The organism is Acidimicrobiales bacterium (assembly GCA_022452145.1).
Classification (GTDB): Bacteria; Actinomycetota; Acidimicrobiia; order Acidimicrobiales; family MedAcidi-G1; genus UBA9410.
The window spans coordinates 15,217-39,359 of record JAKURY010000005.1 but is presented as its reverse complement, the minus strand read 5'-3'; the positions used below and the strand labels follow the sequence as shown (position 1 = coordinate 39,359).

Genomic DNA, 24,143 nt, shown 5'->3' with positions numbered 1-24,143 from the left:
CCTCGCGGTCGAACGCCGGTACCGAAAACAAGAGGCGTGGGCAGAGCCCACGCCTCGTCGGAATACCGGCGATTCATGCGTCGAAGAGCATACCTTCGGACCAGGGCACCGCCTAGGGGCTTGACGCGTCGCCATCTTCGGCCAGGCGCCAACTGTGGCCGTATTCGCCGCCGGCCAGGCGCCGTCAGCCAGCGTGCCTTCGGATGAGCTCGATCCGCGTACCGGCGTCGTTGACATCCTCGCCCTGGTCGACCAACAGCCGCAGGCGATCCCGTTCAGCCTCGCGGGCCGCCTTCTCGGTGTCGACCCGGGCCAGGGCCGCTTCAGCACCCTCGGCGTGGATCAACTCGGCCCACTCCACCAGGGCGTCGACCATCTCGTCCTCGGCCACCACCGCCGCGTTCCGGCCCTTCACGAAAAGATGGCCACGTCGGTTTCCCGCAGCGATTCCGAGGTCGGCGTCGCGGGCCTCCCCGGGCCCGTTCACCACACAACCCATGACCGCCACCTGGAGTGGAATCTCCCGGTCGGCGAAGGCGGCCATGGCGTCGGCGGCCACGGCCACGACGTCGATCTCGGCCCGACCACAGCTGGGACAGGCGATCAGGTCGACGTTCCGGCGCTCCCGGAGGCCCATTGCCTCTAGCAGCGCCCGGCCGGCCCGGGCCTCCTCCACCGGATCGGCGGTCAGGGAGTACCTGATCGTGTCACCGATGCCCTGCGACAGCAGGGCCCCGATGCCGGCAGACGACTTGATGAGGCCCGCCGGTGGGGGGCCGGCCTCGGTGACTCCGAGGTGGAGCGGGTAGTCGGTTACCTCGGACAGCTGCCTGTAGGCCTCGACCATGATCGGGACGCTGGAGGCCTTCACGGAGATCTTGATCAGGTCGAAGTCGACATCGGCGAAGAACCGAATCTCGTCCAGGGCCGACTCGACCATCGCCTCGGGGGTAACCCGGCCACCGTGCTTCTCGTACAGGTCCGGATGCAATGATCCGCCGTTGACGCCGATCCGGATCGGGACGCCCCGGTCGCGTGCCTCTGTGGCCACGGCCCGGATGTGCTCGGGCTTGCGGATGTTGCCCGGGTTCAGGCGGAGGCAATGCACGCCGGCCTCGAGTGCCGCCAGGGCCATCCGGTACTGGTGGTGGATGTCGGCCACGATCGGGACCGGCGACCGGGGCACGATCCGGGCCAGTCCCTCGGCGGCCTCAATCTCGTTGCAGGTGCAACGCACGATGTCGGCACCGGCCATGGCCAGGTCGTAGATCTGCTGGAGGGTCGCCTCGTGGTCTGCCGTCCGGGTGACGGTCATCGACTGGACCGTGATCGGCGCGTCGCCGCCGACGGCCACGCTTCCGACCATCACCTGACGGGTGGGCCGGCGCTCGATCGCTGCCTTGACCTCCATGGGAATGAGGCTATCGGTGACCGGTTGACCGCTGTCGCAGGCCAGCTCAGCCGAAGTCAGGCAGGTCCACGATGTCGCGGTAGAGGGCCACGACGAACACCGCGATCAACAGGGTCACCACCGCCCAGGTGAGGGGAATCAACTTCGCAGCATCGGCGGTGTACCGACGGCCGCCCACCGACCGGATCCGCTCATATGTGGCGATGGCCACGTGGCCACCGTCGAGCGGCAGGAGCGGTACCAGGTTGAAGACGCCGATGAAGACGTTGATGAGGATCAGGAACCACAGGTAGGTCGACCAGCCGTCGTCGAGCATGGCGCTTCCCAGGCGGGCCGCCCCGTAGATCGAGAGCAGGCGCTCGTCATCGGCCGGATCCGCGCCGGTCTCGACGACCGGACCCGGCCCGGATCCGCCCGCGGGCACGTCAGGGTGCGGCGCCTCCGGGGATCCGATCCCGCCCGTGAAGAACGAGGCCAGCCCATCCGGGGTGAAGAACCCGACCAGGCCATCGACGGAAAGTCCCACGAGGTCGACGAAGCGGGCCGACGCCTCGGCGGCGGCATCGACCGGTCCGAGGGTCTCCATGGGCCGATCGGGGCCCACTCCGAAGAACCCTGCGTCCGTGCCGTCCACCATCAGCCGCTCACCGAGCACCATCGTGCGCTTCGACCGATCGCCCTCCCGCTCCGTGACCACGACCACCGCCTGACCCGGAAGCCCACGGACCACCCTCCCGAACTCCTCGAAGCCCGGGGTCTCCACACCGTCCACAGACACGATCCGGTCTCCCACGTGTACGTCGGCGGCCGCTGCGGCCGAGCCGGACACCACCTCGCCGACCACCCACCGCGTGGGATCTGGTCGCCCCACCGCCACGTAGACGACGAACAGAAGGGCGAGGGCCACCGCGAAGTGGGTTGCGGAGCCCGCCAGGGCGACCGCCATCCGCCTCGGGTAGGACTGTTGCCGGTAGGTCCGGTACTCCACGGCCGGGTCGACGACGTCGAGGCTGCTCATCCCGGTGATCCGCACGTAGGCGCCAGCCGGAATGGCCTTCAACCCGTAGGTGGTCTCGCCTCGGCGCACCGACCAGAGGCGGGGCCCGAACCCCAGGAAGAACTCGGTCACCTGCATGCCGGCAAGGCGCGCCACCACGAAGTGTCCGAGTTCGTGGAGCACCAGCATGACGACGATCGAGGAGACCACCACCAGGCCCGACAGGCCCCCGATGAGCCCGAAGGACACGACGGCGCCGATGAGGAGGAGCAGTCGGATGCGGTCATCGCCCGTGCTGTGCACGATCGGCCCGGAAGCCCCGGGGCCGTTGAGGTCGACCGCCACCGTCAGGCCCGGGCGACGACGAGGGCCCGGGCGGCGACTCGGGCCCTACGGTCCACGTCCAGCACGGCGTCAACGTCATCGGCCCGGTCGCCGGGCCAGGCATCCAGGGCCTCGGCCAGCAGTTCGGAGATCCCGACCCAGGACAGCGTTCCGTCCAGGAAGGCCTCGACCGCCACCTCGTTGGCGGCATTCAGCCATGCCGGAGCCGTCTCGCCCTCCCGGCCGGCGGTGAAGGCGAGGCCCAGGCATGGGAAGGCCTGCCGGTCAGGCGGCTCGAAGTCCAGTCGGTCCAACCGGGACCAGTCGATCTCCCCGTAGGACACGTCGAGGCGGTCCGGCCACGCCAACGCGTAGCCGATGCAGAGGCGCATGTCGGGATTGGACAGCTGGGCGATTGTCGCCCCGTCCGAGAAGGTCACCATGGAGTGGACGATCGACTGCGGGTGGACCACCACGTCGATCCGGTCGTAGTCGATCCCGAATAGCTCGTGCGCCTCGATCACCTCTAGGCCCTTGTTCATCAGGGTCGACGAGTCGACGGTGACCTTCTGGCCCATGGTCCAGGTGGGATGGTCCAGCGCCGCCTCCACCGTCACGGTCGCCAGCTCGTCTGCCGAACGACCGCGGAACGGCCCACCGGAGGCCGTCAGAACGATGCGGGATACCCGTTCATCCACGTCGTTGGCTCGCAGGCACTGGTGGACGGCGCAGTGCTCGCTGTCGACCGGCAGCAGTTCGGCCCCCGGGGTGGACCGGGCCCGCTGGACCACCGGGCCTGCGGCGATCAGGGACTCCTTGTTGGCCAGACCCAGGCGCTTCCCGGCGGCAAGGGTCGCCAGGGTGACCGGGAGGCCTGCGAAGCCGACCACCCCGTTGATGGCCACCTCCGCGATGACAGCGGCGTCGGCCATCGCATCCGGGCCGGCCAGGACCTCGGTGCCGTCCGGTACCCCTGCAACCACCTCGGCGGCCAGGGAGGCATCGGCGATGGCGACCACCTCGGGCCGGAACCTGGAGGCCTGCTCGATCAGCATGCCGACCGACCGTGCGGCGCCGATGGCCACCACGTCGAACTCGTCGGGTCGGTCGGCCACGACGTCGAGCGTCTGGGTCCCGATCGAGCCGGTCGACCCGAGCACGGCCACCGAGGTCGCGGGCATGGAGCGAGCCTACCGATGGGGTCTCCGCAGGCGGAAACGGGTCAGACGGCGAACAGGTCCATCAGTCTGGCGGTGTAGTACGTGGCCGGCAGGACAAACAGCAATGCGTCGAAGCGGTCCATCAGCCCGCCATGGCCGGGAAGGATCCTGCCCATGTCCTTGATGCCGAGGTCCCGCTTGATCATCGACTCGCACAGGTCGCCCGCCGGAGCGGCCAGCGCTACCACTAGGCCCAGGACGAAGGCCGAACCCAGGTCGCCGGGGTCCTGGCCGAACGGTGTGATTCGGCCCACCACGAGCATGGCCATGGCGAAGGCCGCGATCATGCCCCCGATGAGGCCCTCCATCGTCTTGTTGGGGCTCACGGCGGACAGCGGGTTCCGGCCTATCATCCCGCCGACCACGAGGCCTCCGGTGTCGTAGCCGATCGTGCACAGCACGGCGGCCAGCAGCATCCCGATCCCGTTCGGGTCGGTGAGCATGAGGCCGATGAAGGAACCGAGAAAGCCCACGTAGATGACGCCGAACAGGGTCACCGACACGTTCAGCATCGGGGCCTGGCGGTCGACGCCCGTCAGGTACCAGAACAACGTGAACAGCACCGTCAGGGCCAGGATGAGGGGCACAGCGGCTTCAAACCGCCAGTAGGCCCCCAGGTTCAGCGCAGCCACGGCGGTGATGCCGAGCAGGGAGGCCGGCTGGTAGCCGGACCGGCGGACCGCGAGGAAGAACTCGGCGGCCGCCATAACCAGCAGCAACGTGGTCAGGGCCAGCGTGGCGCCGGCGCCGATCTTGAACGCCACCAGCGCCAGGGCCCCGAGGCCCACCCCGCTGACAATGGCGAGCGGAAGGTCCCGGCCGCCACCGCGCGAACCCGTACCACCACCTGGGCGGGGCGGAGCAGGCGGCACCGGTTCGGAGGCCCGACCAGGAGGCGCTTCGTCGGCCCCGCCGGGGTCGGGCAGTGGCTCGTCTGGCGGCAGCAGCGGCGGGTCGAACTCCGCGGCACCCATAGAGCCGAGTGGACCGTCGTCGAAGAACACCGCGGCGGCCTCCACGTGGTCGCCGACCGGCTGCTGGGACTCGTGGTCCTCGGGGACATCGTCGGACCAGCGTGGCGTGCCCTCCAGTCCGGCCCACGGATCGTCAACCACGGGACCCCCGCCCGTCACGTCGCCGGTAGGTGGCTCGGTCCAGTGCGGCAGGTCGTCCCCCGGTGAGTCGCCGGCGAAGACGGAACGGCCGGGCTCGACGTCGTCGTCCGGCGAGTCCAGCCCGAGGATCCGGATGTCCTCGAACTCGTGGCCCTGCTGGCCCCTCCCCTGCTGTTCGTTCACGCTGACACCCCTATCGCCGTCGCTATCCGCCGTCGGTTCAGACCTCGAGCAGTTCGTCTTCCTTGGCCGAGCGGGCCTTGTCGATATCGGTCTCGAAACCGTGGATCATCTCGTCCAGTCGGTCGCCTGCCCACTTGATGTCGTCCTCGGACACGGAACCCTCCAACTCGTCGAGGTCCTTGCGGGCGTGCCGCCGCAATCCACGCATCCGGTTCCTTCCGTCCTCGGCCATGCCGTTCACCATGCGTACCAGATCGCGTCGGCGTTCCTCGGTCAGCTCCGGAAAGCTCAGTCGGATGCTGCGCCCGTCGTTGCCGGGCGTCAGCCCCAGGTCGGCGACCATGATCGCCTTCTCGATTACCGGCACGTTTGCCGGATCGTGTGGCGTCACCAAGAGTTGGCGGGCCTCCGGGATGGAGAAGCTGACAAGTTCCTGAAGGCGCATCTCGACTCCGTAGGCGTTCACCATGATCTTTTCCACCAAAGACGAGGAGGCCCGCCCGGTACGCACCGTCGAGAACTCGCGCCGGACGTGCGTGACAGCTTCCGACATCGCCGCAGCGGCCTCGTCGAGGACCATCTGGATCATCTCGTCGCTCACAGCGTGCTCCGTCCGTCGTCCGGCAGGATCACCGTCGGCTCCGGATCAGGTGACCAACGTGCCGATCGACTCTCCTGCGAGGATGGACCGGACGTTACCCGAGGCCATGAGGTCGAACATGACGATCGGCATGTCGTTGTCCATGCAGAGCGTGATGGCCGTCGCATCCATTGCCTTCAGGCCCTTCTGGATCACGTCGAGGTAGGAGACCTGTTCGAGCCTGGTGGCCTCCGGATCGAGCTTCGGGTCCGCCGTGTAGATCCCGTCGGTTCCGGAGTGCGTCCCCTTGAGCACGACACCGGCCTCGATCTCGATCGCCCTGAGCGCTGCGGCCGTGTCGGTGGTGAAGAACGGGTTGCCGGTGCCACCGGCGAAGATGACCACACGGCCCTTCTCGAGGTGCCGGATGGCACGACGCCGGATGTACGGCTCGGCGATCTGGGCCATGTGGATGGCCGACTGGACCCGGGTGGGCTGCCCCAGCTGCTCCAGGGTGTCCTGGAGGGCCAGTGCGTTTATCGAGGTGGCCAGCATGCCCATGTAGTCGGCCTGGGCCCGGTCCATCCCCGCACCCGCCCCGGACATACCACGCCAGATGTTGCCGCCTCCGACCACCACCGCTATGTCGACCGCGAACTCGCCGCGGACATCGGTTATGTCCCTGGCGATCCGGCCAACGATCTCTCCGTCGATTCCGTATCCGGCCTCGCCGGCGAAGGCCTCACCGGAGACCTTCAGGACCACGCGGTCCCAACGGGCTGGGATCCGGTCGTCGGCGGACACCTCAGGCCCCCAGGTAGGCCTGGATGAACCTCTCGATGCTGCCGCCGTTCAGCGTGTCGGCCACCGAGGTCTTGTCACCGTGGAGCCCCTGCTCCAGCAGGACGGTCTCCCGGAACCAACCGGTCAGACGGCCCTCGACGATCTTGTCCCAGGCCTGCTCGGGCTTGCCCTCGGCCCTGGTGATCTCGAACAGGGCGGCCCGCTCGGCTTCCACCAGCTCGGCCGAAACCTCGCCACGGGTGAGGGTCGTCGGCTTGGCGAAGGCGATGTGGAGGGCCACCTGGTGGAGGGTCTCCTGGTCGACGCCGGAACCCTCGACCACGACCCCGTTCACGCCTCGGCCATCCTGGACGTGCAGGTAGGTGTCGAGAGCGTTGCCGTCAGCGACCTCGATCAGGTCGACCCGGCCCACCTCGATGTTCTCCTTGATGGAGAGTCGAAGGTCGTCGATCGCCGCGGTGCGGGCCTCGACGGCACCCACGCCCTCGGCCAGCACGGCGTTGGTCAGGTCGTCGACGAGGGACAGGAAGCCCTCGGACTTGGCCGAGAAGTCGGTCTCGCACTTGAGGTGCACGAGGGCGGCTCGACGACCGTCGGAGACGAGGCCCACGGCCCCCTCCACGTTGTCGCGGTCGGACCGGGTGGCGGCCTTGGCCAGTCCCCTCTCCCTGAGTAATTGCGATGCGGCCTCGGCGTCGCCGTCACACTCGACGAGCGCATTCTTGGCGTCCATCATCCCGGCGCCCGTCGCGTCTCGCAGCGCCTTCACTTCCCTTGCGGTGATGTCTGCCATAGTCAGGCCTGCTCACCATCGGTGGTGACTGCTACGTCGACAGGCGCAGCAGCCTCCTCGACCCCGACAGGCGCAGCAGCCTCCTCGACCCCGACAGGCGCAGCAGCCTCCTCGACAGGCGAGGCCACGGTGGCGGCGACGCGGGCATCGCGCTCTGCGGCCTCAGCGGCCGCCGATGCACGAGCCTGTTCCTGTTCGGCGGCGCGGTCGTCGGCATCCAGCGATGGGCCCTCATCGCCGCCACTCCGGGAGTTGACGATGAATCGACCCTCCTCGATTGCGTCGGCGACCACCCGGCAGAGAAGGCGCCCGGACCGGATGGCGTCATCGTTACCGGGGATGAGGTACTGGATGACGTCCGGGTTGCAGTCGGTGTCGACCACGGCGACAATCGGAATGCCCAGCTTGTTGGCCTCGGTGACCGCGATGTGCTCCTTCACGGTGTCCAGCACGAAGATGGCGTCGGGCAGGCGCTCCATGTCCTGGATGCCTCCCAGGTTGCGCTCGAGCTTCTCCAGCTCGCGGCCCAGCATGAGGGCCTCCTTCTTCGGCATGGCCTCGAACTCGCCGGAGTCGCGCATGCGCTGGTACTCCTGCATCTTGGACACCCGCTTGGAGATCGTCTGGAAGTTGGTGAGCATGCCGCCCAGCCACCGCTGGTTCACATAGGGCATGCCACACTTCTCGGCGTAGGAGCGGATGGCGTCCTGCGCCTGGCGCTTCGTCCCGACGAAGAGCACCCTGCCACCGTCGGCGACGAGGTCGCGTACGAACGTGTACGACGACTCGATCCGCTCGAGGGTCTGCTGGAGGTCGATGATGTAGATACCCGACCGCTCTCCGTGGATGAACCGCCTCATCCTCGGGTCCCAACGACGGGTCTGGTGTCCGAAGTGGACACCCGCCTCGAGCAGCTGCTTCATGGTCACGACGGCCATGTCGTGGTCTCCCTTCCCAACGGTTCGTCTCGCCCCCGCCTCGCGCCCTGGGGCGACCGTGGGTGGGTGGGGGTGTTCTGATCTGGTTCGGCACACGTCGTGCCGAACCGGGGACGAAGTGTACCGCTGGGTCGAGAGATTCAGCCCCGGCGGAACCTCCCATCGAACAGGTACTACTTCCCGTCGAAGTTTCCGTCGAAGTTTCCGTCAAACGTGGCCCACTCCCGTCGAGGTTCTCGTCGAACGGGGCCTACTTCCTGTCGAACAGGTCCTCCGGGAACAGGTTTCCGGCTATGAACTCGTGGCCTCGTCCTCGAGCCCGCTCCCGGTCGACCGGCGACGGACCGGGTGAGGTGTTCAGAGCACCTCGCGGGTGTATCGGACGACGGCACGGATCTCGGAGACCGAGTAGCGGCCACCGAACGCTGGCATACCCCCACGACCATCGGCGATCACGACGACCTGGTCTCCGGGGTCCGGGAAGCGCTCCACGATGGCACGCATCGACGGACCACTGCCTCCCGCACCGTCGGGAGCGTGGCAGGAGGCGCACGACCTGGCCCAGACCTCGCGGCCCTCGACCAGGACCGGGTCCGCCGTGCCGGTGTCGGCTCCCGGAACCGGTGGAGGCGATCCCGCACACGCCGCCAGCATGACCAGGCCGACTATCGGGATGATGGGGTGGGGTCGCATGACCCGGGAGACGATACTGACTACATGGGCTTCGATCCGCAGCGCACCAGGACCCGCCGACCCAGCGACGTCGTCTACGTGGGAGCGGCGGTCGCCGTCGCCGTTCTACTCCTCGCATGGGCACTGTTCCTGTGAGTGGCCCTCGGACCCGGGCCTCCTGAGGTGGAGAACCCGGAGGTCCTCGGTGAGTTGGAGGAGCGGTTCATCCATCCGTACCAGGCCACGAAGGCATACACCTGCCCGGGGTGCAGCCGCGACATCCCTCCCGGGCTCGGACACCTCGTGATCGTGCCGGTCGATGCTCCCGACCTCCGCCGGCACTGGCACCGGGGCTGCTGGTCCAGGCGGCGCGCTCGCTGACCACCCTTTCGGAGGAGCGGCTCTGGATCACTCGGCTGGAGGAGCGGCTCAGAATGCTCCCTCCAGTCTCTCGACACGGCCGGGGAGCACCGAGATGACATCGAAGCGAACCTCGGTCGGCCTGGTTCCCGTCGATCGGAACCGGGCCGCAGCCGCCGATCGGAGCCGTACCTGTCGTCGGCGGTCCACGGCCTCGGTCGGCCACCCGAAGGAGGTAAACGATCGGGTCTTCACCTCGCTGAACACCACCAGGTCGCCGCGACCGACGATCAGGTCGAGTTCACCCGAGGAACACCACCAGTTGCGCGCCAGCACGCGGTAGCCGTCCCGGCGGTAACGGCGTTCGGCCACCTGTTCGCCCCAGGCCCCCAGGGCCAGATGGGGCGCTATGCCCCGGTACCTGGAATCGTGGTCCTCTGCCCGCACCGCCATGGCGGCGACGCTAGGAGCCGGGTACGACAGCGGCCCCTACAGCGGACCCGGTTGCAGCGGGATCAGAAGTCCCGCTTCTCCTTGACCTTGGCACGCTTCCCGATCCGATCGCGGAGGTAGTAGAGCTTCGCCCGACGGACGTCGCCCCGGGTCACCACCTCGATCCGGTCGATGATCGGAGAGTGCAGGGGGAAGGTCCTCTCGACGCCGACGCCGAAGCTCAGCTTGCGCACGGTGAAGGTCTCCCGTATGCCGCTCCCTTGGCGCTTGATGACCACGCCCTCGAACAACTGGATCCGCTTGCGGTTGCCCTCGACAACGCGGACGTGCACTTTGAGGGTGTCGCCAGCGCCGAAGTCGGGAATGTCGTCGCGGAGGCTCTGGTGATCGACGAGATCGGTGGGCTGCATGGCTCGTCCTCGGGAGGCCGGGTCCGAAGGATTGGGTTCGGACGGAGTTCGTGTGCCTCTCCGACTGGGGAGCGGCGGGTATCAGGTCCGGGTTGCGGACCGGTCCGCCAGCATACGGCCGCGCGCCGATGACGACACCGGAGGCCGTGGGCGACCCCCTGTGTCGTCCGGCTCAGTCCCCGGGCAGGTCGAACTCGTCGAGCAGCGCCCGATCGGCCTCGGACAATCCGCCTCGACGCAGGATCAGGTCGGGTCTGCTGGCCATGGTCCGGGCCAGGGCCGATGCCCGGCGCCACCGGCCGATCCGGGCATGATCGCCCGACCGGAGCACGTCGGGCACCTCCATGCCTCGGAAGTCGGCCGGTCGGGTGAAGTGCGGATACTCGAGCAGGCCGTCGGCGAAGGACTCCTCCTCGGGCGAGGCAGAGTTGCCGAGCACGCCGGGTCGGAGACGGGCCACGGCCTCGACGACGGCGAGCGCCGCCAACTCCCCGCCTGCCAGTACGAAGTCGCCAATCGACAGCTCGTCGTCGCAGAGGTCGGTCCGAATCCGCTCGTCGACCCCCTCGTATCGACCGCACAGCAGCGAGAACCCGTCCAGGGCGGCCAACTCGCCAGCCACCGACTGGTCGAAGGAGCGACCTGCGGGACCCATGAGGATGAGCGGTCGGGGCGGCTCGACCGCCTCGACGGCGGCGAACACCGGCTCGGGCATGAGGACCATGCCGGGCCCCCCACCGAACGGGCTGTCGTCGACCGTCCGGTGCACGTCGGTGGTGGCCAGTCGGAGGTCGTGGATCCGGAGGTCGAGGTGCCCGGCCGCCGAAGCGCGCCCGAGGATGCTCTCGGCCGCATAGCCCTCGACCATGGCGGGGAAGATCGTGAGGATGTCTATCCGGAGGGTCACGGGGCATCCTCCCGGCCCTCGACGTACCCGTCATCCAACAGGCCCGGGGGGACGTCCACGTCTATGCGCACGCCCGGCTCGTGGCCGACCACGAACACCAGGGGGACCAGGCGACCGTCTGTCAGCTCCAGCAGGTCGCTGGCCGGATTGTCGAGGAGGGCGACGACCGTGCCGTGCGATATGCCGTGCTGGTCCACCACGGTCGCTCCGACCAGCTCGTGGAGCCAGAGGGTGTCGTCATCGGCGTCCAGCACCGGTGGCGCCGAGAGCACCACGCCGCGCCAGCCCTCGGCAGCGTCGCGATCGGTAATCCGGTCGAATCGGACCAGAAAACGGTGCTGGTGCGGCCTGCTGGACTGAACGGTCACCGGACCACGGTCGGTCTGGAGGACGGAGCCGACAGCGAGGCGCTCCAGTCGCGGGGTAATCAGGCTGACCACAACCTCCCCACGGAGCCCGTGGGGCTTGTCGATCCGGCCGACCTCCAGAAGGACCGGACCGTCGTGGCTCGGTCGACCGTCCACAGGACGGTCAGTCGACGAAGTCGACGTCGATCTCGGTCTCGTCACGGACCGCCGCGGCCCGGACGATGGTCCGGATTGCGTTGGCCACCCGACCCCGACGGCCGATCACCCGACCCATGTCACCGTCGGCGACCGTCACCGAGAATGTGCAACGCTCGTCGCCCGAGGTCTGGATGCGGACCTCGTCCGGCTCCTCGACGATCGACCTGATCAGGTATTCCAGGACGCCCTCGGCGATCGGTGCCTCTGCGCTCATGACGGGTCCTCCTCGACCACAGCCTCCTCGACCACAGCCTCCTCGACCACAGCCTCCTCGACCTTGGGCACCTGCGCACCACTGGTGCCGACCGGCTGGCCCTTGAACTCGTCCCAGGCACCGGTGATCTTCAGGAGCTTCTCGACGCGCTCGGTCGGCTGGGCGCCGTTGCGCAGCCACCCGACGGCCTTCTCGTTGTCGATCTCGATCACGGACGGATCACGGCGGGGGTCGTAGAAGCCGACCGCCTCGATGATCCGCCCATTTCGCGCCTTGCGCGAGTCGGCGGCCACCACACGGTAGGTCGGCTGCTTCTTCTTGCCCATCCGCATCAGGCGGAGCTTCACGGCCACGTCGGTACCACTCTCTTCTCGTTGCGTCCCCGCACGATCAGGCGGGGCGGAATCTGGGCAGGGCGATGATGCGCCCGTTCGGTCGGAACAGTCTGCCGTGATCCGCCCGGTTTTCCAGCACCGCCGTCCAGAACGGGAGGTGACCGTCGACGCAGCTCGAGGCCGAATCAGTCGAAGGGCCAGGTGCCCAGGAGGTCCAGTCCGCTGGAGGATGGTCCCGGGCTGGCAGGCAGGTCGCCAAGGCCGGGCAAGGACAGGCCCTTCTTCCCACCGACCTTCCCGTCGATCGGCGCCGGCCCCCTGGCGGTGGTCCGCCCGCCGCGACCCTTCTTCTTCCCGCGGCCGGCCTTCTTCCGACCCGGGCCCGTGGCACCCATCTGCTTCATCATCCTGCGCATCTCGCGGAACTGCTTCACCAACTGGTTGATCTCGCCCACCTGGGTGCCGCTGCCAGCTGCGATACGGGCCCTACGCGAACCGTCTATGACGTCCGGATCCACCCGCTCGGCCGGGGTCATGGAGTTGATGATCCCCTCTATCCGGTCAATTCGGCGCTCGTCCACCTCGGCGTCGAGGTCGCGGACCTGCCGGGCCATGCCGGGAACCATCCCCATGATGCTGCTGATCGACCCCATCTTCCGGAGCGCGCGAACCTGCTCGAGGAAGTCGTCGAGGGTGAACGTGCCCTCGAGCATGCGGGCTGCCGCGGCCTCCGCCTGCTCCTCGACGAAGGTCTCCTCCGCCTTCTCTATGAGCGTCTCGACATCACCCATCCCCAGGATCCGCCCGGCCAGGCGGTCCGGGTGGAACGACTCGAAGTCCTCGAGCGTCTCGCCGCTCGATGCGAACGCAATCGGCCGACCGACCACCTCCTTGACGCTCAGGGCGGCGCCACCCCTGGCGTCACCGTCCAGCTTGGTGATGATCAGGGCATCCAGTCCGAGGCGGGCATGGAAGGCCTCCGCCGTCGTGACCGCGTCCTGCCCGGTCATGGCGTCGATGACCAGGAAGGTGTGGTGGGGCTGCAGCGCGCCGGAGATCTCGGCCACCTCGGCCATGAGGTCCTCGTCGATAGCCAGGCGACCGGCCGTATCGCAGATCACCACGTCGCGACCGAGGCCCACCGCCTCGGCCAGGCCGGCTCGTGCCACCGACACCGGATCGGTCGCCTCGCTGAACACGGGCACGTTGATACGGCCACCGAGCGTCCGCAACTGCTCGACGGCAGCGGGACGCAGGAGGTCGGCACCTATCAGCATGGGGTTCCGGCCCTGGCCCTTGTACCAGCGGGCCAGTTTGGCGGCGGCCGTCGTCTTGCCTGTTCCCTGTAGTCCTGCCAGGAGGACGATCGTGGGTGGCTTGGGGGCATAGGCGGGCCGGAACGTCTCGCCACCCAGGACCTCGGTTAGCTCCTCGAGGACGATCTTCACGACCATCTGGCCGGGATTCAATGCCCCGCCCAACTCGGACCCGACGGCGCGTTCCCCTATCCGGTCCAGAAGAGTCCTAACGACACCGAGGTGTACGTCGGCCTCCAGGAGGGCCACCCGGATCTCGCCCAGGAACTCCTCGATTTCCTCGGGCCCCAGGCGGCCCCTTCCGCGGACCTTCCGGAGGATTACCTCGAATCGACTGCTCAGACCCTCGAACACGGATCGTCCCCTCCGGGCCCCTGCCTCAGGCCACCGCGTCGACGGCGAACAGCGCGTCGACGAAGTCCCGGGGGTCGAAGGACACCAGGTCGTCCAGACCCTCCCCCACGCCCACCAGCTTCACGGGAATGCCGAGGTCGTCCTGCACGGCCACGACGATCCCGCCGCGGGCCGACCCGTCCATCTTCGTCAGCACGATGCCCGTCACGTCGGCGGCCGCTGCGAACTGGCGGGCCTGCACCAGGCCGTTCTGGCCCGTGGTGGCATCTATGACCAGGAGCGTCTCGGTCACCGTGCCGACACCCTTGTCCGCCACCCGCCGCACCTTGGTGAGCTCGTCCATGAGGTTGCCCCTCGTGTGGACCCGCCCCGCCGTGTCGGCCAACACGAGGTCGGCCCCACGGGCCGCCGCGTGCTCGACGGCGTCGAAGACCACCGATCCGGGATCGGCTCCCTCGGCGCCCCGGACCAGGCTGGAGCCGGCACGGTCGGCCCATACAGCCAGCTGGTCGGCGGCTGCGGCACGGAAGGTGTCACCCGCGGCGAACACGATGCTTCGACCGGCAGCCACCTCCCGACAGCCCAGCTTGCCGATGGTGGTCGTCTTGCCGACCCCGTTCACGCCCACGAACAGCCACACCGACGGCGAACCTCCGACCGCCAGGGAACGGTCAGCCCCACCCAGTCGGTCCAGGATCTCCTCTTTGAGGAGGCCCAGGACTCCCTCGATCTCGTCGACGCCGTCCATGCCCACCCGATGGCGGAGCCCTGCTATCAGGGCCTCGGTGGTGGACACCCCGATGTCGGCGAGCAGCAGCGCGTGGGCCAGGTCCTCCCACGTCTGGTCGTCGACAGATCCGGCCGCCCGCACCGTTGCCAGGTGCGTGGACCAGGCGTCGCGGGCGCGACCGAGGCTGGAACGGAGACCCATGGGGGCCGCAGCCTACCGGTGGGGTCAGGTCTCCGGCCGGAGCGCCCGAAGCCGCCGACTACTCGGCGAAATGGTCGTCCAGCGCCCCCAACTCGATCTCAGCGACGCCCGTCGCCCCGTCACGCTCGTACTCCAGGTCGACCCGCTCCCCGGGCAGCCGGATCTGGATGTCGGCCCGCAACGATGACATGTCCCGGATGGCCCGACCGTCGGAACGGAAGATGCGGTCACCGACATGCAGGCCCGCCTGGTCGGCTGGTGACCCCTCCACGACCTCGACGACCACGGCACCGATACGACCATCTGTCGGGGTCTCTCCACGGATGCCCAACCAGGCCGTACCCACAGGCAGACCGAGGATCAGTCGACGGGCGACCAGGACCACCGTGTCGCTGGGGATGGCGAACCCCACGCCGATGTTGCCGAACCCGGTGCTCTGGATCGCCGTGTTCATGCCGATGACCCGCCCGTTGCGATCGGCCAGCGGGCCGCCCGAGTTCCCCGGGTTGATCGGTGCATCGGTCTGGATCATGGCAACGCCGGCGCACTCGGCGCCGACGCCCGACTGGCACCCGTAGGAGTCCATGACGCGACCCAGGGCGCTCACTATCCCCGCGGTCACCGTGCGATCCAGGTCGAACGGGCTTCCCAGCGCCACCGCCAACTGGCCGACCTCCAGGTCACTGCTGAAGGCGAACACCACCGGGACCAAACTGTCCTGGCCCTCGGCCAGCCTCAGGACGGCGACGTCGCGACGGACGTCCACGCCGATCACCTCAGCGGAGATCTCCCTGCCGTTCGGAAGCGTGACCACCACCTCGACAGCGGCGTCCACCACGTGGGCGTTGGTCACGATCCGCCCCTCTTCGTCAAAGACGATGCCGGATCCGAAGCCCTCCCCGGGAACCGAGACGAGCACCACCGAGTCGAACAGTGCCTCCGCCACGGCGACCACCGGCTCGTCACCCGAGTCGTCCACCGGCGCCTCGGCGAAGAGGCGGGCCACCAGCGACTCCACCTCTTCAGCGGTCAGGCCTGCCGACTCGTTAAGGAGTCGGCCGACCATGGCCTCGACCTCGTCGGCCGAGAGTCCGGCCGCCTCGGCGACGATCGAGGCTGCTATCGACGAGACGTCGTCGGTCGAGAGTCCCGGGGCGGCTGACAGGCGATCGGCCAGGATGACCTCCACGTCGGATGCCGAGAGCCCCGGGGCGGCTGACAGGCGATCGGCCACGATGGCCTCCACGTCGGTTGCCGAGACGGCCTCGAGTTCGGAGATGACCCCTTCGACGAGAGATACGACCTCCGCCTCCGAGAGGCCTTCGGTGGTCAACATCGCCCGGATGGCATCCTCCGTGGCCACATCCACGGTCGCACCGTCGCGTGCCACCACGCTCCCGATCACCGCTGCCAGCGTCTCGGATGACACGCCGGTCTCCACCTGGTCGCCCTCGCCCCGCAAGACCCAGCCGGCGACGGCACCGGCCACCAGGGCTGCCACGAGTACCGCCACTGCGAACAGCCCGGCGATGACCCGTCCACTGATCCGAACCGGCGGTTGTATCGGCGGAACGGGTGCCGGCAGGAGGCCGGGAAACGCCGGGGGATCCGACCGGTCTCCACCCACCTCGATGCTCCGACGATCGACGGTGCGGTCCTGGTGGCCGGAATCGTCCTTCATGGCTCTGAAAATAGGCCGCTTGCCACCGAAACCCGACACGGCCGGATCAGGCATCCACGTAGCGGGGCAGCCAGAGGGTGAACGTGGCCCCGTCACCGACCGTCGAGCGGACGGTGGCACGCCCGCCATGCCCCTCGGCGATCTGTCTCACAATCGCCAACCCGAGGCCCGAGCGCCCGGCCTCCCTTGCCGAGGCGCGGTCCCCGCGCCAGAACCGCTGGAACACCCGGTCAAGGTGGTCGATCGGGAGGCCGGGACCGTCGTCGACTACCGAGGCCCAGACCATCTCGTCGTCCCTGCCCGTGGTCACACGTACCCGACCGCCGGAATCCGAGACCCTGATGGCATTGCTCAGGAGGTTGGCGATGGCACGTCGCAGCGCCGCCGCGTCACCCACCACGTCCAGGCCCGTGGACCGGTCGTGGTCCAGCCCCACCCCGTCACGCGACGCCGCCGCCACGAAGTCCTCGACCGTCTCGGCCACCACCGTGCCCAGGTCGATCGGTTCACGGCGGCTGTCCGGCCGTTCGTGGTGGGCGTAGAGCAGCAGGTCGTCCACGAGCACCGACATGCGCTCGGCGGCCCGTACCGCAACCAGGCCGGCGGCACGGAAGTCCTCGGGTCCGGCATCCGGATCGGCCATCACGACGTCGAGGTTGGTCCGCAGCACGGCCAGCGGGTTCCGGAGCTCGTGTGACGCCTCCTGCACGAAGCGACGCTGCCCCTCGAAGGACTCGTCAAGTCGGCCGAGCATCTCGTCGAACGTGTCGGCCAGGTCCCGCAGCTCGTCCGACGACCCACCCAGGTCGATCCGACGTGACAGGTCGGTCGCCGTTATCTCCCGGGCCACCGCCGAGATACGTCCGATGGGTCGTAGGACCAGGCCGGCCACGTACCAGCCCACCGCGATGCTCCCGAGGAAGAGGCCACCCAGGGCGGTGAACGAATAGGCCCGAAGGCGCTCCAGCGCGCGGCGGTTCACCTCCGCCTCGAAGATGACCAGCCACGGCCTGTCCAGGCGGTCGTCCGGTGCCAGCGAAGGCTGGTCGACGCCGTCCTCCGCCACCAGCTGCTCGAACCTGGCCAACCTGGACATGGGCTCATCGGACAGCGCCCGCGAGAGGCCCAGGTAGATGCCACCGACCATCACGGCCGCCAGGGCGAACAGCACGATCGAGTACAGCAGGGCCAGCCGTGTACGGAGGCTCCCGAACCGGTCCGGCATCCGCCCGGCCAGGCCGACGTCCGATCGGCTCACGGGGCGTCGTTCCCGTCGAGCAGCCGGTAGCCGGAACCCACCACCGTCTCCAGCAGCGCCACCTCACCGTCCAGGGTGAGCTTGCGGCGCAACGTCCCGACGGTCACCCGCACGGTGTTGGTGAACGGATCGGCGTGCTCGTCCCACACATGGTCCAGCAGCTCCTCCTGGGAGACGACCTCGCCGGGTCGACTCATGAAGTACCGCAGCAGGGCGAATTCCTTGGCTGTCAGGTCGAGGTCCCTGTCGTTACGACGGGCCCTGTGGCGGGCGGTGTCCACCACAACGTCGCCCACCTCGAGGACCGCCCCCGAGCGACCGGGATCGCGTCGGAGCAACGACCGGATCCTGGCCGACAACTCGTCGAAGGCGAAGGGCTTGACCAGATAGTCGTCGGCACCCACGTCGAGGCCCCGGATACGGTCCTCGACCGTGTCCCGGGCCGTCAGCATCAGGATCCGGGGAGGGAACTCGCCGATCGGATCGGCACGCAGCGTCGAACAGACCTCGAGCCCGTCGATACCGGGCATAGTCAGGTCCAGGCAGATCAGGTCGTACGGGGTGTAACCGGCCTTGGCCAGCGCCTCGACACCATCGGTGGCAGTGTCGACGGCATAGCCCTCCCGCCGGAGCCCCCGGGCCACTGCGTCCAGCAGGTCGGCCTCGTCGTCAACCACGAGGATGCGCACGGTGACGACGGTACTCCCAGCGCTCCGGCTCTCCGGCCGCGGCCGGGCTGCGTCAGCCGTTGGTGAGGACGCTGAGGCGCCTGGCGACGCGCTCGGCCTCCACACGCTCGCTGACCACCCGCGACGATCCGCCTGGCGCCATCGAGACCCCGTAGAGGCAGTCGGCGGCCTCCATCGTGCGCTTCTGGTGGCTGACCACCAGCAGCTGGGCATCGTCCCGGAACTGCTCCAGCAGGCCGAGGAAGCGGTGCAGGTTGACATCGTCCAGGGCAGCCTCGACCTCGTCCATCACGTAGAACGGCGAGGGTCGGCTGCGGAAGACGGCGAACAGGAAGGCCAGCGCCGTCAGCGACCGCTCGCCACCGGAGAGCAGCGACAGCTTCTTCACGTTCTTGCCGGACGGCCGTGCCTCCACCTCGAGGCCCGTCTCCAGCAGGTCGTCGGGATCGGTCAGGCGGAGGCGCCCCTGGCCACCGGGGAACAGGGCCTCGAACAGGTCGGTGAAGTGTGACGAGACCTCGGCGAAGGCGGCAGCGAATACCGAGACGATCTCCTCGTCGACCGACCGGATCACCTTGCGGAGTTCCGTCCGGGTGGAACGGATGTCGTCCAGCTGCCCCTGGAGGAACTCGTGGCGTTCCCTCAGCGCATCGAACTCGGCCAGTGCCAGGGGGTTGATCGGCCCCATCAACTTCAGCTCGCGCTCCAGTTCGGCCACCCGGGAGGCGACCGTGACCCCCTCGGCCAGCCCGGGGCACGGGGCGTCCAGCGCTGCTTCGGGCTCGTGGTCGAACTCGCTCCGGATGGCCTCCGTGACGTTCTGGATGCGCATCCTCGTCTCGGCCCTGTCGATCTCGAGTCGGGACAGGTGATCACGGGTCTCCCGCAGCGCCATCTCCGCAGACGAGCGCTCCCTCCGGAGGCCGTCCAGGCGGACGGCGACGGCACGGACGCGCTCCGACTGCTGCCGGCGGCGCTCCCTCAGCGCGTCCAGCCGGATGTCGACCACGGCCATCCGGCCGTCCAACTCCCCCATCAGACGACGGCTGGCCGTCTCGCGTCCGAACAGGTCGTCGCGCAGGGAGGCGGCCACCTCCCGCTCGTCCGTGAGCTGGCCCAGCCGGCTCCGCAGCTCGATGACGCGGGCCCGGACGACGGCCTGCCGGCCGGTCACCTCTGCTGCCTGGACGTCGTGGCCGGTCCGGCGGGCACCCAGGTCGGCCGCCCGTTCCTCCAGGGCGGTCCGGGCGGCGTTCATGCGCCGGGCCTCCTGTATCGACGCCTCCTCGGCGGCCTCCAGGTCGGGAAGGCGCTCGTCGAGGTCGGCGACCCGACGGTTCTCGTCCTCCAGGCGCTGTTCCAGCTCTCCCAGGCGCGTCCGCAGGGACCCGGCCTCGTTGGAGAGGTCCCGGCGCTCCACCTGAAGGCGCTGGAGGGCCTCGGCCGACGCCGTGAACCGGGCATCGTGCTCGTCCAGCTCGCGGTTGCGACGGGCCACCTCGTCGTCTGCATCACCGGTCGCCCGTTCGGCGAGGTCCAGCGCCCGTGTGGCATCGGCATGCTCCACCTCGGCTAAGGCCATCCGGCGCTCTGCGTCAGCCAGCGCCGCTCCGGTCGCCCCCCGGCCGTCACCACCGATCCGCCAGCCCGACGGAGCGAACCGATCCCCGGCCGGGGTGACCATGACATCCTCCGGATGGCGCAGAGCCAGATCGACGACGGATCCGAGGTCGCCGTCAACCATCACCACGTGGCCGAGCAGGCGGTCCAGCAGACCGTCGACGCCCGGGCTGAGGGCCCGCACCCGCGGCCGGACCGGTAATCCGAATCCCGGCGCCGTCCGATCGGTGGATCCGACGTCCAGGGCCAGGACCGCCGCTGACAGCCGCCCGTCACGCAGTGCCGCCAGGGCCTCCCTGGCGTGGTCCGGGCCGCTGACCACGACCGCGTCCAGGGCCGATCCCGCGGCAGCCTCGAATGCCGCCTCGAAGCCCTCCTCCACCTCGACCAGGTCCAACAGCGTGCCCAGCACGCCGTCGATGCCCGCCAGGTGCTCGGTACCGGCCCTCGACCGGGCCTCGTCCAGGGCCAGGACCAGCGCATCCACCCGGGCACCGTCCGTCCGGGCCTCGGCCTCGGCGGCCACCACCCGCTCCCAGGCGGCGTTCCGTCCGATGGCCGCCTCGTGGGCGCGTGCCTCGGCCGCAGCCATGTCGGCCACCAGCGGCTCCTCCGCCGACTCGCCCACCGACAGGTCCGCCCTCAGGCTGTCGGCCTCCTCGTCGAGTCGGGCCAACGCGGTGTCGATCCCATCCAGCCGGACGGTCAGGCGGTCCCGTTCGCCGCCCGCCTGTGCCACGGCGGCCCGCAGCACCCCCAACTCGCCCCGGGACTCCGCGGCGTACCCGCCGAGGGGAAGGACGCCCTCCGACCAGGCCATCTCGAACGAGGCCCTATCGGCCGCCAGCTCCGTCTGGGCCAGGGCGAGACGCTCCGCCTCCGGGGCGAGGCGCTCCGCCTCAGCGTCCAGTTCCTCGGACTTCAACTCGGAGCGTTCCAGCTCGGCCTCGAGGCCCACGACCACCTGCTGGGAGACCAACGTCGAACGCTCGCGCTCGATCCCCCTGAGCCGCTCGACGAGCACCGCCCGCAGACCACGACTCCGCTCCCTTAGGGCCTCCAGGCGGACCAACCTGTCGCCCAGGTCGTCACCCCCCCGGGTCGCCAGCTCGGCCTCTGCCGCCGTCACCTCGGTATCGAAGCGGGCCAGGGCAGCCGTGTGGGTGGACTGGTCGGCGCTCAGGACGGTTCGCCGCCCGGCCTCGTCACGGGCCTTCGTCCTCAGGGCGGTCAACTCCCTTCCCGCCCGGTGCAGCCGCAGCGCGGTGAGCTCGTCGACCAGGTCACCGTGGCGACGAGCCGCGTCGGCCTGTCGCTCCAGGGGTCGGACCTGTCGGCGCACCTCGCGCAGGAGGTCCGACAACCGGTCCAGGTTGGCCTCGGTGGACCGCAGGCGTCGCTGGGCCTTCTCCTTGCGACGCCGGTACTTCAGGATTCCGGCGGCGTCCTCGATGATCATCCGCCGTTCCTCGGGGCGGGCGTTCAGGACGGCGTCGATCTGGCCCTGGGAGATGATGACGTGCTGCTGGCGACCGACACCGACGTCGGAGAGCACCTCCTGGATGTCCAGCAGCCGACAGGGTGCGCCGTTCATCGAGTACTCGCTGTCCCCACTCCGGAACAGCGTGCGGGCGATAGTCACCTCGCCGAACTCGACCGGCAGCAGTCCAGACGAGTTGTCGATGGTCAGGGAGACCTCCGCCCGACCCAGGGCGGCCCGCGTGGCGGTGCCGGCGAAGATGACGTCGTCCATCTTCTGGGACCGCACGGAGCTCGGAGCCTGGGCGCCGAGCACCCACGCGATGGCATCGACGACGTTGGACTTGCCGCTTCCGTTTGGACCCACCAGAACGGTGACCCCGGGCTCCATCTCCAGCGTCGCAGTGTCCGCGAACGACTTGAAGCCCTTGATGGACAGCCGCTTCAGGAACACGTCGGCTCACGCGTCAACGAGCCCCGAATTACACGGGTGTCATTCACCATGTGCGCCACCCTAGGCGCGTACAGGGGGCGCGGTCGCGCGCCCGTCATCCGGCGCTGGTCAGACCTGGGTCTCGCAGAAGTAGGTCCAGCGACCCTTGTACCTGACCCGCTGGATCGGCGTCCGGTTGCGCTCGCTGAGGGCACCAGCCCGGCCGTAGACGGCTAGGTGCTCTCCGTAGGTGCCGGGCTCGCCGTACACGTCGACGAAGGGCCGGTCCTCCAGATCGGTGCCCCGGTACTTCACGGCGTCGTTTATCACCGAGATCAGCGCTCCGTGCAGCCGCCGGATCTCCTGGGTGGACAGGCTGTTGCTGAGGCGGTCGTGGCGCAGGCCGGCGTGGAAAAGGATCTCGTCCGAGTAAACCTCCCCCACTCCCACCACCAGCGATTTGTCGCAGAGAAGGTCCTTCAGCGGCATCTCCCGGCCCAGTACCTGACCAGCGAAGGTGGTCCAGGGGACCATCTCGCCGGCCGGGTCGATCCCCGGCGCGGCGAGGTCCGGAAACTCGTCCAACAACTCGTCGGCGCCCACCACGCAGAGGTCCGAGGTGCCGTCCGGGTCGACCAGGCGAACCTGGCCCCCGATGGTGAACGTGATCGTGACCTCTGTACCCGGGGCCACCGCATCCCTGGCGGCGTGTCGCCGGATCCACGATCCGGCGCCCGGTCGTATGACCAGCAGGTCCTCGCCGTCGAGCTTGGTGACCAGGGTCAGGCCGATGCGCCGGACCGGGCCCAGCTTGCGACCCTCCACCTGGGCGGCGAACGACTTGCGGTTCCGGTAGCGACTGAGCGTGGCCATGGAGGCCAACTCGACCTTCTTCACCTTGCGGTCGGCTATCTCCCGGTCGAGGGCGTGGCGGATGGTCTCCACCTCGGGCAGTTCCAGATCGATGGTCACGTTGCTTCCATGTTCGTCGTGGTCGGTGATGCCTCACTGATCGCTTCCCAGGCCAGGTGGGCCGCGGCCTGCTCGGCGCGCTTCCTGGAGGTTCCCGTGGCCGGACCGTGGGACCAGCCGGCCACCTCGACCACCGCGTGGAACCGCTTGTCGTGGTCCGGACCCTCGTCGGTCAGCACGTAGCGCGGGCTGGGAAGGGACTCCCGTGCAGCCAGTTCCTGGAGGCGGGTCTTGAAGTCTTGGATGCCGGGATCGACGGCGGCGCGGATCAGACGATCGCCGAAGACCCGTCCCACGAGCGCATCGACAGCCGCCGGACCACCGTCCAGGTGGACCGCTCCGATGACCGCCTCTAGGGCGTCGGCCAGGATGGACTCCTTGTCGCTCCCGCCGGTCGCGGACTCCCCGCGTCCGAGGCGGACGACATCGCCCAGCCCGATGCCGCGGGCCACCTCGGCGAGCGCTGCGGAGCTCACCACGGCGGCACGGATCATGGCCAGGTGGCCCTCTGGCAGGTCCGGGTGGACCCGATAGATCCGATGGGCGATCGCCATGCCCAGCACGGCGTCGCCGAGGAACTCCAGCCGTTCGTTGGAGGTGCCGCCGTGCTCGGCACACCACGACCGGTGGGTCAGCGCCCCCTCGAGCAGCTCACGGTCTCCGAACCTGTGGCCGAGGCCCGCCTCCAACTCGGCCAGGTCGACGGACCGTGGCTCAGCCGAGGCGAGAGACGACATAGTCAACGGCGTCGCGGACCGTCTTGAGGTCCTCGAGGTCGTCGTCATCGATCCGGAAGCCGGCGGATCGTTCGCTGAACTCCTCCTCGAGGGCCTCCACCAGCTCGATCAGGGCAAGCGAGTCGGCGTTCAGGTCGTCGGCGAAGGAGTCGCCCTCTCCGACGTCGGACGGCTCGATCTCCAGGATGTCGGCTAGGCGGTCCTGGACGATCTCCAGGACCTCCTGGCGCCCGGTCGGGGCACCCTCGACATGGGTTTCTGCAGGCACGTCGGCTCCTCGGCGTTCGGGAAGTGGCGCTCGACCGACCGTCTGGGACGACCGCCCGGCACCCTGACCGGTGGACCATCCTACCGGCCACGGCCTCCGGGTCGGATCCTCGTCCAAAGGGGA

23 protein-coding genes and 1 pseudogene are annotated in these 24,143 nt (G+C 69.0%); all 24 read right to left on the bottom strand.

Going from position 1 to position 24,143, the window contains the following annotated elements; genetic code table 11:
• Window positions 1–184: 184 nt before the first annotated feature.
• The gene (gene ispG / locus MK177_02885; GenBank protein ID MCH2426263.1) at window positions 185–1,411 is read right to left on the bottom strand and encodes a flavodoxin-dependent (E)-4-hydroxy-3-methylbut-2-enyl-diphosphate synthase; all 1,227 of its coding nucleotides are present in this window, start codon (window positions 1,409–1,411) and stop codon (window positions 185–187) included.
• Between the two features lie 46 nt (window positions 1,412–1,457).
• A complete protein-coding gene (locus MK177_02880) occupies window positions 1,458–2,711 on the bottom strand; it encodes an RIP metalloprotease (protein MCH2426262.1) in 1,254 nt (417 codons plus the stop codon).
• Between the two features lie 44 nt (window positions 2,712–2,755).
• Window positions 2,756–3,913, bottom strand: a complete 1,158-nt coding sequence (gene dxr, locus MK177_02875) for a 1-deoxy-D-xylulose-5-phosphate reductoisomerase (protein ID MCH2426261.1) — start codon at window positions 3,911–3,913, stop codon at window positions 2,756–2,758.
• A gap of 41 nt (window positions 3,914–3,954) precedes the next feature.
• Window positions 3,955–5,250: a phosphatidate cytidylyltransferase gene (locus tag MK177_02870; protein ID MCH2426260.1), complete on the bottom strand. Its 1,296-nt coding sequence runs from the start codon at window positions 5,248–5,250 to the stop codon at window positions 3,955–3,957.
• A 37-nt stretch (window positions 5,251–5,287) separates the two neighbouring features.
• A complete protein-coding gene (locus MK177_02865; GenBank protein ID MCH2426259.1) occupies window positions 5,288–5,851 on the bottom strand; it encodes a ribosome-recycling factor in 564 nt (187 codons plus the stop codon).
• A gap of 45 nt (window positions 5,852–5,896) precedes the next feature.
• A complete protein-coding gene (gene pyrH / locus MK177_02860; protein MCH2426258.1) occupies window positions 5,897–6,634 on the bottom strand; it encodes a UMP kinase in 738 nt (245 codons plus the stop codon).
• Window position 6,635: 1 nt separating this feature from the next.
• A complete protein-coding gene (gene tsf, locus MK177_02855) occupies window positions 6,636–7,427 on the bottom strand; it encodes a translation elongation factor Ts (protein MCH2426257.1) in 792 nt (263 codons plus the stop codon).
• A 2-nt stretch (window positions 7,428–7,429) separates the two neighbouring features.
• Window positions 7,430–8,365 (bottom strand): 30S ribosomal protein S2, encoded by a 936-nt coding sequence (gene rpsB, locus MK177_02850; protein MCH2426256.1) that lies wholly within the window; start codon window positions 8,363–8,365, stop codon window positions 7,430–7,432.
• A gap of 357 nt (window positions 8,366–8,722) precedes the next feature.
• Window positions 8,723–9,058 (bottom strand): cytochrome c, encoded by a 336-nt coding sequence (locus MK177_02845; GenBank protein MCH2426255.1) that lies wholly within the window; start codon window positions 9,056–9,058, stop codon window positions 8,723–8,725.
• Window positions 9,059–9,466: 408 nt separating this feature from the next.
• Complete coding sequence (locus MK177_02840) at window positions 9,467–9,850, bottom strand: YraN family protein (GenBank protein ID MCH2426254.1); 384 nt, start codon at window positions 9,848–9,850, stop codon at window positions 9,467–9,469.
• A 62-nt stretch (window positions 9,851–9,912) separates the two neighbouring features.
• Window positions 9,913–10,260 (bottom strand): 50S ribosomal protein L19, encoded by a 348-nt coding sequence (rplS, locus tag MK177_02835; protein ID MCH2426253.1) that lies wholly within the window; start codon window positions 10,258–10,260, stop codon window positions 9,913–9,915.
• Window positions 10,261–10,432: 172 nt separating this feature from the next.
• A complete protein-coding gene (gene trmD / locus MK177_02830; protein ID MCH2426252.1) occupies window positions 10,433–11,167 on the bottom strand; it encodes a tRNA (guanosine(37)-N1)-methyltransferase TrmD in 735 nt (244 codons plus the stop codon).
• Window positions 11,164–11,607, bottom strand: coding sequence for a hypothetical protein (locus tag MK177_02825; GenBank protein ID MCH2426251.1), 444 nt, complete (start codon window positions 11,605–11,607; stop codon window positions 11,164–11,166). Before MK177_02825 ends, trmD begins: the two co-directional genes overlap by 4 nt.
• 91 nt (window positions 11,608–11,698) lie before the next feature.
• The gene (locus MK177_02820; protein MCH2426250.1) at window positions 11,699–11,947 is read right to left on the bottom strand and encodes a KH domain-containing protein; all 249 of its coding nucleotides are present in this window, start codon (window positions 11,945–11,947) and stop codon (window positions 11,699–11,701) included.
• A 131-nt stretch (window positions 11,948–12,078) separates the two neighbouring features.
• Window positions 12,079–12,300, bottom strand: a pseudogene (gene rpsP, locus MK177_02815) (30S ribosomal protein S16).
• A 167-nt stretch (window positions 12,301–12,467) separates the two neighbouring features.
• Entirely contained in the window at window positions 12,468–13,952 is a 1,485-nt protein-coding gene (gene ffh, locus MK177_02810; protein ID MCH2426249.1) for a signal recognition particle protein, read from the bottom strand.
• Window positions 13,953–13,977: 25 nt separating this feature from the next.
• Window positions 13,978–14,883 (bottom strand): signal recognition particle-docking protein FtsY, encoded by a 906-nt coding sequence (gene ftsY / locus MK177_02805; protein MCH2426248.1) that lies wholly within the window; start codon window positions 14,881–14,883, stop codon window positions 13,978–13,980.
• 58 nt (window positions 14,884–14,941) lie between these two features.
• Complete coding sequence (locus tag MK177_02800) at window positions 14,942–16,564, bottom strand: trypsin-like peptidase domain-containing protein (protein MCH2426247.1); 1,623 nt, start codon at window positions 16,562–16,564, stop codon at window positions 14,942–14,944.
• Between the two features lie 46 nt (window positions 16,565–16,610).
• Window positions 16,611–17,822: a HAMP domain-containing histidine kinase gene (locus MK177_02795; GenBank protein ID MCH2426246.1), complete on the bottom strand. Its 1,212-nt coding sequence runs from the start codon at window positions 17,820–17,822 to the stop codon at window positions 16,611–16,613.
• Complete coding sequence (locus MK177_02790) at window positions 17,819–18,511, bottom strand: response regulator transcription factor (protein ID MCH2426245.1); 693 nt, start codon at window positions 18,509–18,511, stop codon at window positions 17,819–17,821. The genes MK177_02795 and MK177_02790 overlap by 4 nt, the downstream gene beginning before the upstream one ends.
• 52 nt (window positions 18,512–18,563) lie before the next feature.
• Window positions 18,564–22,064 (bottom strand): chromosome segregation protein SMC, encoded by a 3,501-nt coding sequence (smc, locus tag MK177_02785; protein MCH2426244.1) that lies wholly within the window; start codon window positions 22,062–22,064, stop codon window positions 18,564–18,566.
• A 108-nt stretch (window positions 22,065–22,172) separates the two neighbouring features.
• Window positions 22,173–23,015 carry a hypothetical protein gene (locus tag MK177_02780; protein ID MCH2426243.1) on the bottom strand — a complete coding sequence of 281 codons (843 nt, stop codon included), beginning with the start codon at window positions 23,013–23,015 and terminating at the stop codon, window positions 22,173–22,175.
• Window positions 23,012–23,752 (bottom strand): ribonuclease III, encoded by a 741-nt coding sequence (rnc, locus tag MK177_02775; protein ID MCH2426242.1) that lies wholly within the window; start codon window positions 23,750–23,752, stop codon window positions 23,012–23,014. The genes MK177_02780 and rnc overlap by 4 nt, the downstream gene beginning before the upstream one ends.
• The gene (locus MK177_02770) at window positions 23,730–24,020 is read right to left on the bottom strand and encodes an acyl carrier protein (GenBank protein ID MCH2426241.1); all 291 of its coding nucleotides are present in this window, start codon (window positions 24,018–24,020) and stop codon (window positions 23,730–23,732) included. Before MK177_02770 ends, rnc begins: the two co-directional genes overlap by 23 nt.
• Window positions 24,021–24,143: the final 123 nt, after the last annotated feature.

Excerpts from the sequence above, each read along its gene's own strand:
- MK177_02840 (MCH2426254.1), bottom strand. The coding sequence starts at position 9,850 with ATGGCGGTGCGGGCAGAGGACCACGATTCCAGGTACCGGGGCATAGCG.
- MK177_02845 (MCH2426255.1), bottom strand. The coding sequence starts at position 9,058 with ATGCGACCCCACCCCATCATCCCGATAGTCGGCCTGGTCATGCTGGCG.
- dxr (MCH2426261.1), bottom strand. The coding sequence starts at position 3,913 with ATGCCCGCGACCTCGGTGGCCGTGCTCGGGTCGACCGGCTCGATCGGG.
- rplS (MCH2426253.1), bottom strand. The coding sequence starts at position 10,260 with ATGCAGCCCACCGATCTCGTCGATCACCAGAGCCTCCGCGACGACATT.
- ispG (MCH2426263.1), bottom strand. The coding sequence starts at position 1,411 with ATGGAGGTCAAGGCAGCGATCGAGCGCCGGCCCACCCGTCAGGTGATG.
- MK177_02800 (MCH2426247.1), bottom strand. The coding sequence starts at position 16,564 with ATGAAGGACGATTCCGGCCACCAGGACCGCACCGTCGATCGTCGGAGC.
- MK177_02820 (MCH2426250.1), bottom strand. The coding sequence starts at position 11,947 with ATGAGCGCAGAGGCACCGATCGCCGAGGGCGTCCTGGAATACCTGATC.
- rnc (MCH2426242.1), bottom strand. The coding sequence starts at position 23,752 with ATGTCGTCTCTCGCCTCGGCTGAGCCACGGTCCGTCGACCTGGCCGAG.
- rpsB (MCH2426256.1), bottom strand. The coding sequence starts at position 8,365 with ATGGCCGTCGTGACCATGAAGCAGCTGCTCGAGGCGGGTGTCCACTTC.
- ftsY (MCH2426248.1), bottom strand. The coding sequence starts at position 14,883 with ATGGGTCTCCGTTCCAGCCTCGGTCGCGCCCGCGACGCCTGGTCCACG.
- tsf (MCH2426257.1), bottom strand. The coding sequence starts at position 7,427 with ATGGCAGACATCACCGCAAGGGAAGTGAAGGCGCTGCGAGACGCGACG.